10 protein-coding genes are annotated in these 13,833 nt (G+C 64.5%); 5 read left to right on the forward strand and 5 right to left on the reverse strand.

Annotation, left to right across the window (positions count from 1 at the left end):
- The first annotated feature begins 22 nt into the window (after positions 1-22).
- The 4 genes from FME97_RS10215 (at position 23) to FME97_RS10230 (ending at position 5,510) form a co-directional block, all read left to right on the forward strand.
- Positions 23-631 (forward strand): LolA family protein, encoded by a 609-nt coding sequence (locus FME97_RS10215; RefSeq protein ID WP_232522870.1) that lies wholly within the window; start codon positions 23-25, stop codon positions 629-631.
- A gap of 104 nt (positions 632-735) precedes the next feature.
- On the forward strand, positions 736-1,176 hold the full coding sequence (locus tag FME97_RS10220) for a hypothetical protein (protein WP_141429537.1): 441 nt from the start codon (positions 736-738) through the stop codon (positions 1,174-1,176).
- A gap of 316 nt (positions 1,177-1,492) precedes the next feature.
- Entirely contained in the window at positions 1,493-4,045 is a 2,553-nt protein-coding gene (gene gyrA / locus FME97_RS10225) for a DNA gyrase subunit A (RefSeq protein ID WP_141429538.1), read from the forward strand.
- A gap of 112 nt (positions 4,046-4,157) precedes the next feature.
- Positions 4,158-5,510, forward strand: a complete 1,353-nt coding sequence (locus FME97_RS10230) for a tetratricopeptide repeat protein (protein ID WP_141429539.1) — start codon at positions 4,158-4,160, stop codon at positions 5,508-5,510.
- A gap of 118 nt (positions 5,511-5,628) precedes the next feature.
- On the opposite strand, the gene FME97_RS10235 is transcribed toward FME97_RS10230, so the two are convergent.
- Positions 5,629-6,960: an MATE family efflux transporter gene (locus FME97_RS10235; protein WP_141429540.1), complete on the reverse strand. Its 1,332-nt coding sequence runs from the start codon at positions 6,958-6,960 to the stop codon at positions 5,629-5,631.
- A 222-nt stretch (positions 6,961-7,182) separates the two neighbouring features.
- On the opposite strand from FME97_RS10235, the gene FME97_RS10240 reads away from it, so the two are divergent.
- A complete protein-coding gene (locus FME97_RS10240) occupies positions 7,183-8,535 on the forward strand; it encodes a pseudouridine synthase (RefSeq protein WP_141429541.1) in 1,353 nt (450 codons plus the stop codon).
- 82 nt (positions 8,536-8,617) lie between these two features.
- Here the strand turns inward: FME97_RS10240 and FME97_RS10245 are convergent, their stop codons facing one another.
- The 4 genes from FME97_RS10245 to ligA are packed head-to-tail and all read right to left on the reverse strand — an operon-like array spanning position 8,618 to position 13,746.
- Positions 8,618-9,814: a clostripain-related cysteine peptidase gene (locus FME97_RS10245; protein WP_141429542.1), complete on the reverse strand. Its 1,197-nt coding sequence runs from the start codon at positions 9,812-9,814 to the stop codon at positions 8,618-8,620.
- A complete protein-coding gene (locus FME97_RS10250; RefSeq protein WP_141429543.1) occupies positions 9,811-10,548 on the reverse strand; it encodes a DUF4919 domain-containing protein in 738 nt (245 codons plus the stop codon). The genes FME97_RS10245 and FME97_RS10250 overlap by 4 nt, the downstream gene beginning before the upstream one ends.
- Positions 10,549-10,586: 38 nt before the next feature.
- Positions 10,587-11,477: a 4-hydroxy-tetrahydrodipicolinate synthase gene (dapA, locus tag FME97_RS10255; RefSeq protein WP_141429544.1), complete on the reverse strand. Its 891-nt coding sequence runs from the start codon at positions 11,475-11,477 to the stop codon at positions 10,587-10,589.
- A 22-nt stretch (positions 11,478-11,499) separates the two neighbouring features.
- Entirely contained in the window at positions 11,500-13,746 is a 2,247-nt protein-coding gene (gene ligA, locus FME97_RS10260; RefSeq protein ID WP_232522871.1) for an NAD-dependent DNA ligase LigA, read from the reverse strand.
- Between the last annotated feature and the right edge of the window lie 87 nt (positions 13,747-13,833).

Below are 13,833 nucleotides of genomic sequence, written 5' to 3' on the forward strand. Positions count from 1 at the left end.
ACTGAAAAAACGGAGACAAACGATGATACGACGGATATTGTATGTGGCGGCCCTCCTCGCGGGGGTGTGCGAGGCTTCGGCCGCAGGACGCGCGGAGGAGATTCTGGGCCGTGTGGCCGAGGGGTTTCGCGCGATGAAGGACTACACGGTGCGCTTCGAGGTCGCGGCGGACGAATACCGGACCCCGGGAAGCTATGCCGTGCGCGGCGGAAGCTATTACCTCCGTCTGGGCGACGATGCCGAGGTCTATTCCGACGGACGGCTCCGCTACGAGGTGGACAACCGTCGCCGCGAGGTGACCGTGACGGAGGTGAACCGCGCGAGCCGCAATATCCTCGACAACCCCGTGCGGGCGTTCGACTTCCTCGGCAGCGAGTACGATTTCTCGCTCGAAGGGGAGAGCGGCGGCCGCGCCACGGTGCGGCTTGTGCCGACGGCGGAGAACGACACTTCGGCGGGCGTGGTGACGCTCGTGGTCGATACCTCCTCGATGCGGCCCGTGTCGCTGGCCTACGATTACGACGGGGAGCGGGTCGGGATCCGAGTGACGGGAATCGAGCCGCAGGCCGGACATTTCAGGACCTTCGACCGGCAGGCCTACGGCGGCTACGAGTTCATCGACTTCCGGTAAGGGTCCGGATGCGGATCGCCGGGACATTCCGCCCTGGTGCGGTCCCGGGAGTCCGCTTATGAGCTGAGTGCGGAAAAGAGTGGAAGCCTTCAAGATTCGTGATTATGGATGGATTGGATTTTTCGCTGCGGGGATTCGTCGTCTGCTACCTGCTGACCTATGCGGCAGGGATTCTGTTTGCCGTGCTCGAGGGCCGGAGGTGGAACGCTGCCGCGCGGACGGTTCCGCCGGCGGTCGTGCTGATCGTCTTCGCGCCTTTGATCTTTCCGGTCGTGGCGCATCTGGTGCGGCCCCGCCTGCGGGCGCGCGGGGTCGATGCCCGGATCGTCCGGCTGAAGCTGGCGATCGCATGGTTCGTGCCGGTGCTGGCCGCCGCGGGACTGTGGCTTTGCGGCTTTTTCTGCAATGCGGTCGTGGATGCGGCGTTCTCCGAAGAGCTGGCGGCCTGCTGCGGGCTTTCGTGCGTGTTCCTCAGCATGATTTCCACGATCTGGGTCAGCGCGCGCCTCGATGCGCTCGCGGACGCGGCGCAGCGCGGCAGATGACCGGTGTATGAGACGGAATTTCCGTCGGCACGGGGCGCAGGACCTTCGGACCCGTGCCCCGGATGCGGCGTTTCTCCCGACAGGAAGGCGGGAGAATTTTTTTGTGCCGTCAGATCGGCGGAAAAGGGCCGAAAACGGCCTCTCCGGGGGAAATATCGTGCGGGCGCGCGCTATTTTCGTGCGCAAAGTTGCTCAGATCGCAAGAAATTACTATTTTTGTTCGTTAAAAAGTACGTCCGGACGCTCCCTTCGTCCGGACGAAGGCGCGGCGTCGGAGACGGCCGGAAATAAGGAATTTGGTTTTAAGAGATTATAGATGCTAACAGAAGAAGAAAAGAATGCCGGTCTGATGGGGCGGATCATCCCCATCAATATCGAAGAGCAGATGAAGTCGGCCTATATCGACTACTCGATGTCGGTCATCGTCTCGCGTGCGCTGCCCGACGTGCGCGACGGCCTGAAACCCGTGCACCGACGCATCCTCTACGATATGAGCGCGGAGCTCAACCTCTATTCGGACAAGCCCACCCGTAAGTCGGCGCGTATCGTCGGCGACGTGCTGGGTAAGTTCCATCCCCACGGCGACTCGTCGGTTTACGACGCGATGGTGCGTCTGGCGCAGGAGTGGTCGATGCGCTACCCGCTCGTGGACGGGCAGGGTAACTTCGGCTCGATGGACGGCGACTCGCCGGCCGCGATGCGTTACACCGAGGCGCGCATGAAGAAGATCACCGACGAGGTGATGGCCGACATCGACAAGGAGACGGTGGACTGGACGCTCAACTTCGACGATACGATCCCCGAACCCACGGTGCTGCCGACGAAGATTCCGCTGCTGATCGTGAACGGCGCGAGCGGCATCGCCGTCGGCATGGCGACGAACATGGCCCCGCACAACCTCTCGGAGGTGGTGGACGCCTGCTGCGCCTATGTCGATAACCCGGAGATCACGGGCGAGGAGCTGCTGCACTACGTCAAGGGCCCCGACTTCCCCACGGGCGGTATCATCTACGGCTACGAGGGCGTCAGGGAGGCGATGCTCACCGGCCGCGGCCGCGTGGTCATGCGCGCCAAGACCGAAATCGAGCACACCCCGTCGGGCCGCGAGTGCATCGTGATAACGGAGATTCCCTACATGATCAACAAGGCCGAAATGATTCGGAAAATCGCCGACATGATCAACGACAAGAAGATCGACGGCATCTCCTACATCAACGACGAGTCGGACCGCAACGGCCTGCGGATCATCATCATCCTCAAGCACGATGCCGTGGCGAGCGTGGTGCTCAACACGCTGTTCAAGAATACGCCCCTGCAGACGTCGTTCGCCGTGAACAACATCGCGCTGGTGAACGGGCGGCCGCAGTTGCTGTCGATGCGCGACCTGATCCGGTATTTCATCGAACACCGCCACGACGTGGTGGTGCGCCGCACGCGTTTCGACAAGCGCAAGGCCGAGGAGCGGCTGCACATCGTGCTGGGCCTGCTCATCGCGCAGGACAACATCGACGAGATCGTGCGGATCATCCGCTCGTCGAAGACGCCCGACGAGGCGAAGCAGACGATGATGGCGCGTTTCGAACTGGACGACATCCAGGCTTCGGCCATTATCGAGATGCGTCTGCGCGCCCTCACGGGGCTGGAGCACGGCAAGCTCGTGGCCGAGCGGGACGAGCTGATGAAGCTCATCGCCCACCTCACGGAGGTGCTCGAGAACGTTCCGATGCAGATGCAGATCATCAAGGACGAACTGCTCGAGATGAAGGAGAAGTACGGCGACGAACGCCGCTCGGAGATCGTCTATGCTTCGGAGGAGTTCAATCCCGAGGATTTCTACGCCGACGACGACATGGTGATAACCATTTCGCACATGGGCTACATCAAGCGCACGCCGCTGGCCGAATACCGCACGCAGAACCGCGGCGGCGTGGGGGCCAAGGGCAGCGCCACGCGCGACGAGGACTTTATCGAGCATATCTACGTGGCGTCGATGCACAACACGATGCTCTTCTTCACCGAGAAGGGCCGCTGCTACTGGCTCAAGGTCTATGAAATTCCGGAGGGCGCCCGCTCGTCGAAGGGCCGTGCCATCCAGAACGTCATCCAGATCGAGCCGGACGACAAGGTGCGCGCCTATATCAACGTGAAGAACCTGAACGATGCCGAGTACGTGAACAGCAACTACATCATCATGTGCACAAAGGACGGCACGATCAAGAAGACGAAGCTCGAAGCCTACTCGCGGCCGCGTCAGAACGGCGTGAACGCCATCGTGATCCGCGAGGGCGACCAGCTCATCGAGGCCAAGCTCACCAGCGGCGAGGCCGAGGTGATGATCGCCGCGCGCGAAGGCAAGGCCATCCGCTTCAACGAGAACACGGTGCGTCCGATCGGGCGCGTCGGCGCCGGCGTGCGCGGCATCTCGATCGAGGAGGCGGACGAGGTGATCGGCATGATCTGTGTGGAACCATCGTCGAAGCAGGACGTGCTCGTGCTGAGCGAGAACGGCTACGGCAAGCGCACCGACCTGGACGAGTACCGCATCACCAACCGCGGCGGAAAGGGCGTGAAGACCATCAACATTACGGAAAAGACAGGCAAACTCATTTCGATACAGGCCGTGACGGACGAGAACGACCTGATGATCATCAACCGTTCGGGACTCACCATACGCACGGCCGTGTCGCAGATCCGTCTGGCGGGCCGCGCCACGCAGGGCGTGCGTATCATCAACCTCCGCGAAGGCGATGCCATTGCTTCGGTGATGGCCGTGCCGGCCGCCGGGGTCGAGGAAGATGCGGAGAGCGCGGAGGGGACGACCGCCGGGGGTGAAAACCCGGAGGCGGGGACCGCTCCGGCGGAACAGTAGCGCCGCGGCCGGCGAAGAGGCGGCGTCCCGGGATGCGGGGCGCGGTTTCCGGAGGTGCGGAGGAAATGTGAAACGAATTCGGACAAACTGAAAAACTAAATTTCAAACACGTATGAAAAGAACGATTTTGACGGCTGCCGCCGCGCTGCTTCTGGCGATTCCGGCGGTGCAGGCCCAGAAAGTGAACAAGGACGCGCTCCTGTCGAAGATCGAGAAGAGCGACGAGGCCGTGGCCGACGCCAAGAAGGGCGCCAAGGCCGCCACGTGGATCAGCCGCGGCAAGGCCTACTACGACGCTGCCGTGGCTCCGACGAAGAGCCTCTTCGTCGGCCTGGAGTCGATGATGCTCAAGCTGGCGGACGGCGATCCTACCTCCGTGGGCAAGGAGACGGTGAACGGCGTGGAGTACGACGCCTGGGTGTATCCCTACTACACGGCCTATCTGCAGGACGACAAGGTGAAGACCTGGAAGCAGACGCAGACGGTTTACGACGGCGCGATCGAGAAGGCGCTGGAGTCCTATGACAAAGCCTGCGAGATCGACCCCAAGAGCGCCTCGAAGGTGAAGGACGGGTTGCAGCAGATCAGCGACTTCTGCTCGCAGGTGGGTAATGCGGGCCTCGACACGGGCGACTTCATCGGCGCCGCCGATGCCTATGTACTGGCTTTCGCCGCACAGTCCAAGCCCGCCTACGAGGGCAAGCCCGATCCCGCGCTGCTCTACTATGCCGGTTATCTGCGCACGGTGGACGGTTCGAACAATCCCGCATCGTTCGTGCAGGGCGGCGAGTACCTCTCGAAGGCGCTCGACATGGGCTATGCCGACGAGGAGGGCAATATCTACTACTACCTCTTCCACTGCTACTACGGACAGAAGGCGCAGGACAAGGCTTTCCTCGAGAAGGCCAAGCAGGCCCTGCTGACGGGTATCGAGAAGTTCCCGAAGAACGACCGCATCATCGACGGTCTGGTGCAGCTCTATACTTCGCCCGAGGATAACGTGGGCGACCCGGCCGACCTGATCGGTCTGATCGACAAGGCTATCGAAAACAATCCTTCGAGCGTGGACCTGTGGTTCGGCCGCGGCCGTATCTTCTATGCGCTGAAGGATTACGACCAGAGCATCGACTCGTTCAAGAAGGTCGTGGAGCTCAAGCCCGACCTCTACGAGGGCAACTACTATCTCGGCGTATTCTACACGATCAAGGGCGACGAGGTGAACAAGGAGATCAATGCGAAACAGTACAGCAGCCAGGCTGCCTACGACGCCGATCTGGAGAAGGTGAACGTGATCTATATGGAGGCCATTCCCTATCTGGAGAAGGCGCTCGAGCTGAAGGAGAACGATCCCAGCTCGCTGGAGCTGCTCAAGTCGATCTGCTTCCGTCTGCGCGACGAGGAGGGCATGATGGACAAGTACAACAAGTACAACGAACTTTACAAGCAGGTGCAGGGCGGGGAGTGATCCCCTGCTCCCGCATCGGGCGACCGACCCCCGGAGGCTCCCGGCCTTCGGGGGTCGTCGTTTCCGGAGCGGCGGGAACGGATGAGGCGGGGAACCCGGCGGGAGGGCCGGGCATTTCTCAGGCGCGGTCCGTCGCTTTGGCGAGGATGGCGCTCAGACGGCGGGTCATGAAGTATTGCAGCACACCGCGCAGGAACATGTAGAGCGTGAAGGCGAGCCAGAGGGCGTTGTTGCCGATCAGCGGATGGAGTGCGTAGTAGATGCCGAAATAGGCGGCCGTGGCGAAGAACATGGAGTTGCGCATGACACGCGTCTCGGTGGCGCCGACCATGATGCCGTCCATGATGAAGGGCATGGCGCTGGCGATCGGGATGATGATGATCCAGACGATGTACTCCCCGGCCGTTGCGACGAGCGCCTCGGCATTGGCGGCCGTGGAGCTGACGAACAGCCCCACCAGATCGCGCCACCAGATGATGTAGATGACGACGAACAGCGCCGAGATGAGTGTCCCCCACGCGAGACAGCCTTTCAGGCAGCGGCGCAGCGCCCCTCCGTCGCGGGCGCCGATGAAGCGGCCCGTGAGCGCTTCGGCGGCGTAGGCGAAGCCGTCGTTCATGTAGGAGAACAGCGTGAAGAGTTCGAGCAGCAGGGCGTTCACGGCCAGCAGTTCCTGGTTGCCCAGCCGTGCCGACGAGCCGGTGAAGAAGGTATAGACCGCCACGATGCAGAACGTGCGCAGGATGATGTCGCGGTTGATCGAGAAATAGGTCTTCAGCGGCCGCAGATCGAGCACCTGCGACCAGTCGATCAGCCGGAGAACGGGGCGGTATTTCGCCACGAGCAATACCGAGGCGAGCGCCACGCCCGTCCATTGGGCGACGACCGAGGCGTAGGCGATGCCCACGATGCCCAGATCCATGCCGAAGGCGAACCAGAGGCTGCAAAGGGTGTGGACGACGTTCACGGTGATGGCCGTGCACATGGGGAACACGGCGTTCTGCATTCCCGTGTACCAGCCGTTGAAGCCGAAGAGCAGGATGCCCGCCGGCACGGCCCAGATACGCGCATAGAAGTAGTCGCGGGTCATTTCGCCGCCGTGCATGGCCCAGAGCGCCAGCTCGCCCACGGGGTACTGGAGGGCGACCATCAGCAGTCCCATCGCGCCCGCCGCGGCCAGCGCGCGGGCCAGCATGTTGGCGCACTCGCCGAAACGGCCCGCACCGAACGCCTGCGCCGTGAGGCCGCTCGTGCCCATCCGCACGAACGAACAGTTCCAGTAGATGAAGTTGAAGATCGAAACCCCGATGGCCAGCGCGCCGATGGCCGCCGCCGAGTCGTCGCCCCAGTGTCCCGCGATGGCTGTCGAGACGATGCCCATGAGCGGCACGGTGATGTTCGAGACGATGTTCGGCAGCGCGATGCGCAGTATTTCGCGGTTCATGTTCATATCCGGATGCAAAGATAAGGCAAAAGAGCGGATATTGCGGCCTTGCGGGGTTTTTATCTTAAATGAGGCACGCGATGTGCCGCAATCCGGAAAAATTGGATTACCTTTGCCTCCTGACAGACCGAAGGTCGCGGCGGAGGCCGCTCCGGTCGTCCGGGCTGGGCCCGGGACGGCCGGGGTGCGGTTTCGCAGGCCGGAGGTTCCAACTAATCGAATGGAAAGATGAAAGATCAGAAAAACGACTCGACCCCGGTGCTCGCGCGATTCGGACGCGACAAGCGCGTGCGCACGGTGAAGGCTACGGCGGAACGCGTCGAGCGTCGCCCGCGTTCGCAGCGTGACGCTGCCGATTCGGAGCAGCCGTACCGGGAGCAGCCCGCCGGACGGGCCTCCTACAACCCCCACTTCACGGCGGACAACCGTCCGGCGTTCGACAGGCCGCGCGGCGAGCGTCCGCAGCGCGATTCCGGCGAACGGCCCCGCCGGGTATTCGACGACGACCGGGCCCGTTCGGGAGAGGAGCGTCCGCGCTGTGCGTTCGGCGCGAAGCCGCATGCCTTCGGCGAGCGTTCCCGGCAGGACGGGGAGCACCCGCACCGTTCGTTCGGCGACAAGCCGCGCACGCCGGGCGGGAAACCCGCATTCGGTGCGAAGCGTTTCGGCGGGAAACCCGGCGATCGCACCTTCGGCGACAGACCGCACGGGGAGCATCCGTCCGGTGACCGGTTCCGCGGGAAATCCGGCGACCGGAAGTCCGGCGGCAGACCCGCCGGCGATCGCAGGCCGGGTTTCGGCAAACCGGCCGCCCGCCGGGAAGGGGCGCCTGCCTCCTATCCGAAATACGACCCTGCGAAACAGACGGGCGAGATGCGCCTGAACCGTTTCCTCGCCCAGTCGGGCATCTGCTCGCGCCGCGAGGCCGACGACTTCATCACGGCGGGGCTCGTCTCGGTGAACGGCAAAATCGTCACGGAGCTGGGTACGAAGGTGATGCCCACGGACGAGGTGCGTTTCAACGACAGCCGCGTGCAGGGCGAGAAGAAGGTCTATCTGGTGCTGAACAAGCCCAAGGGCTATGTCACCTCGCTCGACGACCCCCATGCCGCGAAGACGGTGATGGACCTGGTCCGCGGAGCCTGCACGGAGCGTATCTACCCTGTGGGGCGTCTGGACAAGAACAGCCTCGGGCTGCTGCTCTTCACCAACGACGGCGACATGACCAAGCAGCTCACGCACCCGTCGTACCGCAAGAAGAAGATCTATCAGGTGTCGCTCGACAAGCCCCTGACGCGCGCCGACATGGACCGGATCGCCGAGGGCGTGACGCTCGAGGACGGCGAGATCCACGCCGACGAAATCTCCTATGTGAAGGAGAACAAGCAGGAGGTGGGAATCGAGATTCACTCGGGCCGCAACCGCATCGTGCGCCGTATCTTCGAGTCGCTGGGCTATACGGTCACCAAACTCGACCGCGTCTATTATGCGGGTCTGACGAAGAAAAACCTCAAGCGCGGCGCATGGCGTTTCCTGACGCGCGAGGAGGTCGAGCGCCTCAAGTCCGGACAGTACGAATAGCGCGCACGTGCGTGCATGTTACGATAACGAGCGGCCTTTCCGTCGGGAAGGGCCGCTCGTCGTGTATCCGGGTGCCGCCGCCTCAGTGCGTGGCGCGCCACCAGGCGGTCTGCTGCCGGTCGATCGCCGCTTCGGGATCTGCACTCGGATCGGAGGTCGTGATGCCCGAGAAGGTCCGGATCGGATTGACGCCGTTGGCCATCGAGTAGTACTCCTCCGTATGGCGGTGCCAGGGGACGGTCGCGTCCAGTTGCTTCTCGAACTCCGCGAGCAGGGCGTCGTCGTCGGAGCAGAGGCGGCGCACGTAGTCCCCCAGATCGAAGAAGAGCGTCGGGGTGTAGCCGTCGAGCCGCTGGAGGTCGCCGAGCCTGCCGGGATCGAATGCGTGCGCGGCGTTGATGCGCCGCATGATGTCGGCGAGCTTCTCCAGCCCGGCGCAGCGCGTGACGCCGATCGTGCCGTAGGGATAGGTATAGGTGCTGTAAAAGGCGTGGAAGGCGTCGCAGATGCCCTCGTAGTCCACCTCGCCGAGCATGTGGCGGCCCGCCGAGGCGTAGGGGAATCCGTAGGCCATGATCTCCGACGTGGAACCGATGAGGTAGTCCGTGACCCCGAGCAGCTCGTAGGCCACCTCGACCGACGACATGTAGCAGTCGTCGAAGAGGATGTACTCCATGTGCAGCCCCGTCCGGGCGAGGGCTTCGGCCAGCGTGGCGATTTCGGTCCGGTGATCGGGGGAGGTTCCGCCGAACCAGCGGGTCAGCGGGCGGTCCGGAGCGGCGTGCTCCCAGTATTCCCGGCGGGCCGGGGCGGCGGCGCGCGCCGGGACGGAGGAGACGGCCGGAAGCCATGCCATGCCGTGCGATCCGATGCTCATGGAGTAGCGGAGGGCGGGGGCCTCGCGTTTCACGTCGCCGAGGACCGAGGCGATGCCCTCGGCCGCGGTGAAGTCGGGCGCGGGGTCGTAGGTGCGGAGCGTGAGGCGTTCGCACCGGCCGCCCCTGCGGTAGAGTTCGAACAGCGACGCTTCGTCGGGAGACTCCATGAAGTAAACCAGCACACGCACGTCGGCGGGAATGCCTTCGGCCACGACACGTGCCATGTCCTCGATGTTGGTGCGGAAGTAGGAGGTGAGGTTGCCCGACCAAGGCATATACATCAGGTGGGTCTGCGCGGCCGTCTCGGGCGGCGTGTAGCCCGGTTCCTCCTTGTCGGAGCAGGCGGGCGTCAGGGCCGCGACGGCAAGCAGGACGCAGAACCGGCGGAGCGTGCGGGTCATTTGTAGGTGCGGGGTTTGAGGTTGTTGAACTGCCACGTGCGGTCGCGCTTGTAGGTGTAGCCCTCGGGTTTGTTACGGTAGATGCGGCTGAAGTCGAAGTAGAAGCCGCGGCGCTTTTTGCCCTCCACGACGTAGGGCGACGTGAGGGGCACGAACTCCACCGTGCGGCTGATGACGCGCGACTTGTCGTAGGAGAACCCTTCGACGGTCAGCACGTCGAGCGCGTGGTCGAACATGAGGATGTGGCGCGGGGTCTTCTGCGTGAAACCGTCGCCCGACGAGAGGATCGTGCGGACGATGCCGTTCATACGGTTCGAGTAGGCCCGTTCGCGCTCCTTGTCTCCCAGCGCGCCGTAGGCGTAGGACATCAGGTTGAGCAGCTTGGGGCTGAACGGGTCGCGCGCGAGGGCGTCGGTCCCGGCCGAGATGATCGCCTCGAGCGTCCCGACGTCGGGCGTGTCGGGGTCCAGCCCCGAGGCCAGGAGCAGCACCCGGTCCAGATCGGGATTGGTGTTGAGCGGCTTGTAGGCGTCCTGATAGGCGTAGCCGTAGTAGAGGTAATGGTAGTCCTCGTCGGTGAGGGTCTCGTCGCCCGCGTTGTAGCGCATCATCAGCCCCGTGTAGTAGTACGGGGACGAGGTGTCCGTGATCCGGTCGAGGATGTCCTCCTCGACGGGGACTTTGGCCACGGCCAGTGCCGGCAGCAGCAGGGCGAATGACAGGAGTCGTTTCATCGTATGCGTCGTATTGGTTCCCGGTACGAACGTATTTTTCAGCACAAATCGTACCTGCGGATCAGATTCCGGAATTTTTCGCGCAGCGCGGGGGAGCCTTCGACCAGCGGCAGGCGCATCGTGGGACCGATTTTCCCCATTTCGGCCAGGGCGCATTTCACCCCCACGGGGTTGCCCTCCTCGAAGAGTGCCTTCACCGCCTCGTCCAGCGCGGCGTATTCGCTGCGGGCCGCGTCGAAATCGCCCGTCTTGGCCAGGTTCACGCACCGCATGAACCGGTGCGGGAAGGCGTTGGCCGCCACCGAAATCACGCCGTCGCCGCCGCGCTGCATCACGTCGAGGGTCATGCCGTCGTCGCCCGAGAGCACGAGGAACCCCTCGGGGCGTTCGCGGAGGATCTGCTCGATCTGGTCGATCCGCCCCGACGCCTCCTTGATGCCGATGACGTTCGGAAAGTCGCGGGCGATGCGCAGCGTCGTTCCGGCGGTCATGTTCACCCCCGAGCGGCCCGGGATGTTGTAGAGGATCACGGGCAGCGGCGAGTGCTCCGAGACGGTGCGGAAGTGCTGGTACAGCCCCTCCTGCGAGGGCTTGTTGTAGTAGGGCGTGACGCTGAGGATGGCGTCGGCTCCCCGCAGGTCGAACTCGCGCAACTGGTCGAGCACTTCGGAGGTGGAGTTGCCGCCGCAGCCCATCACCAGCGGCACGCGGCCGGCGATCTGGTTGGTGATGAACATGGCGATCACGGCCCGTTCGGGCATGTATAGGGTGGGGGTTTCGGCCGTCGTGCCCAGCGCCACGATGTAGTCCACGCCGCCGTCGATCACGTAGTCGATCATGCGGGCCAGCGCTTCGTAGTCCACGCGGCCGTCGGGGGTGAAGGGGGTGATCATCGCGGCCCCCACGCCGGAGAGTTTGGATTCTTGCATGGTATTCTCGTTTTTTCGGTTTCTAAAACAGTTCGCCCTGCCGGGTCGCGGCCGGGGTCTTTCCGGCATTGTCCTTCGTGGCGGCGGTTTCGCCGCTATCCGCCGGGACGGTTCCGGGGCGGGTCGCGTCCTTCCCGTCCTCCGGTGCGGGGCCGGCTGCCGGAGAACTTCCGGGTGCGGATTCGCCGCTCGTGTCCGGGGCCGTTCCTCCGCCGTCTTCCGGCGCGGAGCCGGCTGCATTGCCGTCCGCCGGGCGGGGCATGTCGTCGTCCGCGGCCGAGGGGCCTTCGGCGACGAGGCGCAGGAACTCCTCCTCGGAGAGGATGCGGATGCCCAGCTTCTCGGCCTTCTTGAGCTTCGCGGGGCCCGTCTTCTCCCCGGCGACGAGGTAATCGACGCTGCCCGACACGGCCGCGAGATTGCGCCCGCCGTGCCGTTCGATCAGCTCCTTCATCTCGTCGCGGCTGCGCGAGAAGCGTCCCGAGATCACGAGGCTCTTTCCGGCGAGCGACTCCGAGGCCAGCTCGCGCGCCGCGGCCTCGAACTGCACGCCGGCGCGGCGCAGGCGGTCGATGATCCGCAGGTTCCCGGCGTCGGCGAAGTATTCGAGAATGGCGTCGGCGATCTTCCCGCCCACCTCGTCCGCCTCGACCAGCTCCTCGCGCGAGGCGTGCATCACGGCCTCCAGCGAGCGGAAGTGCTCGGCGAGGTATTTGGCCGTGGTTTCGCCCACGAAGCGGATGCCCAGTCCGAACAGCACGCGCCGGAACGGGACTTCGGCCGAGCGGCGGATCGACCGGATGATGTTGTCGGCCGACTTCTCGCCCAGCCGCGGCAGCGGCGCGAGCTGCTCGGCACGCAGGTCGTACAGGTCGGCGATGTCGTGCAGCAGGGCGTTGTCGTACAGCAGTTCGACGGTCTCCTCGCCCAAGCCCTCGATGTCCATGGCCTTGCGGCGGATGAAGTGGAGGATGCGTCCGATGATCTGGGGGCGGCAGCCGCTCTGGTTGGGGCAGTAGTGTTTCGCCTCGCCTTCGTAGCGCACCAGCGGCGTGCCGCACTCGGGGCAGCGGTCGATGTAGCTGAACGGCCGGCTGCCGGCCGGACGCTCCGAAAGCTCCACGCCCGTGATCTTGGGGATGATCTCGCCGCCCTTCTCCACGTAGACCATGTCGCCCGGGCGGATGTCCAGCAGGGCCATCTGTTCGGCGTTGTGCAGCGTCGCGCGGCGCACGGTGGTTCCGGCCAGCAGCACCGGATCGAGGTTCGCCACGGGGGTGACGGCGCCCGTGCGGCCCACCTGGAAGGAGACGCTTTCGAGGCGTGTCAGGGCCTGCTCGGCCTTGAACTTGTAGGCCACGGCCCATTTCGGAGCCTTGGCCGTGAAGCCCAGTTGCCGCCGCACGGCGAAGTCGTTCACCTTGACGACCACGCCGTCGGTGGGGAAGGGCAGTTGCCGCCGCGCCTCGTCCCAATGGGCGATGAAGGCGTCGATCTCGGCGACGCTGCGGCAGATGCGCGCCTCGCCGGAGACCTTGAAGCCCCATTCGCGGGCCTTTTCGAGGCTCTCCCAATGGGTCGCGAAGGGCAGGTCGTCGCCCGTGAGCTGGTAGAGCGTGCAGTCCAGCCCGCGGCGCGCCACGACGGCCGACTGCTGCTGCTTGAGCGTTCCGGCGGCGGCGTTGCGCGGGTTGGCGAAGAGCTGTTCGCCGTTGGCCTCGCGCTCGGCGTTGAGGCGGTCGAACGAGGCGTAGGGCATCAGCACCTCGCCGCGGATCTCGAACAGTTCGGGCCACCCTTCGCCGCGCAGCCGCAGCGGCACGGAGCGCACCGTGCGGACGTTGGCCGTCACGTCGTCGCCCTCGACGCCGTCGCCGCGCGTGAGGGCCTGCACGAGCCGCCCGTGTTCGTAGGTGAGCGAAATGGCCGTGCCGTCGAACTTCAGCTCGCATACGTAGTCCGTCGCGCCTGCCTCGCGTTCGATGCGTCCGAGGAACTCGTGCAGCTCGTCGAGCGAGTAGGTGTTGCCCAGCGAGAGCATGGGGTAGCGGTGACGCACGGTGCGGAACTCGGCTCCGAGGTCGCTGCCCACGCGCAGCGTGGGCGACGCGGGGTCGGCGTATTCGGGATGTTCGCGTTCGAGCTCCTGGAGTTCGCGCATCATCGCGTCGAAGTCGAAATCGGAGATTTCGGGCGCGTTTTCGACATAGTATTTATGGTTGTGGTAGTCGAGCTGCCGGCGCAGCTCCTCGATCCGTTGGCGTATCATCGAAATCATTGTATAGGGACGGTCGCATTCCCGGACGTACCCTCTGCTCCCTTTCCCGGAGGTCCGGGCCTGCCGAAACGGCCGCCG

It is taken from the genome of Alistipes dispar (assembly GCF_006542685.1).
In the GTDB taxonomy this organism is placed as follows: domain Bacteria; phylum Bacteroidota; class Bacteroidia; order Bacteroidales; family Rikenellaceae; genus Alistipes; species Alistipes dispar.

What these genes read in the sequence shown, in the direction of transcription:
- ligA (WP_232522871.1), bottom strand. Translation starts at nt 13,746, where the DNA reads ATGATACGCCAACGGATCGAGGAGCTGCGCCGGCAGCTCGACTACCAC.
- FME97_RS10240 (WP_141429541.1), top strand. Translation starts at nt 7,183, where the DNA reads ATGAAAGATCAGAAAAACGACTCGACCCCGGTGCTCGCGCGATTCGGA.
- FME97_RS10220 (WP_141429537.1), top strand. Translation starts at nt 736, where the DNA reads ATGGATGGATTGGATTTTTCGCTGCGGGGATTCGTCGTCTGCTACCTG.
- FME97_RS10235 (WP_141429540.1), bottom strand. Translation starts at nt 6,960, where the DNA reads ATGAACATGAACCGCGAAATACTGCGCATCGCGCTGCCGAACATCGTC.
- FME97_RS10215 (WP_232522870.1), top strand. Translation starts at nt 23, where the DNA reads ATGATACGACGGATATTGTATGTGGCGGCCCTCCTCGCGGGGGTGTGC.
- FME97_RS10230 (WP_141429539.1), top strand. Translation starts at nt 4,158, where the DNA reads ATGAAAAGAACGATTTTGACGGCTGCCGCCGCGCTGCTTCTGGCGATT.
- FME97_RS10245 (WP_141429542.1), bottom strand. Translation starts at nt 9,814, where the DNA reads ATGACCCGCACGCTCCGCCGGTTCTGCGTCCTGCTTGCCGTCGCGGCC.
- dapA (WP_141429544.1), bottom strand. Translation starts at nt 11,477, where the DNA reads ATGCAAGAATCCAAACTCTCCGGCGTGGGGGCCGCGATGATCACCCCC.
- gyrA (WP_141429538.1), top strand. Translation starts at nt 1,493, where the DNA reads ATGCTAACAGAAGAAGAAAAGAATGCCGGTCTGATGGGGCGGATCATC.
- FME97_RS10250 (WP_141429543.1), bottom strand. Translation starts at nt 10,548, where the DNA reads ATGAAACGACTCCTGTCATTCGCCCTGCTGCTGCCGGCACTGGCCGTG.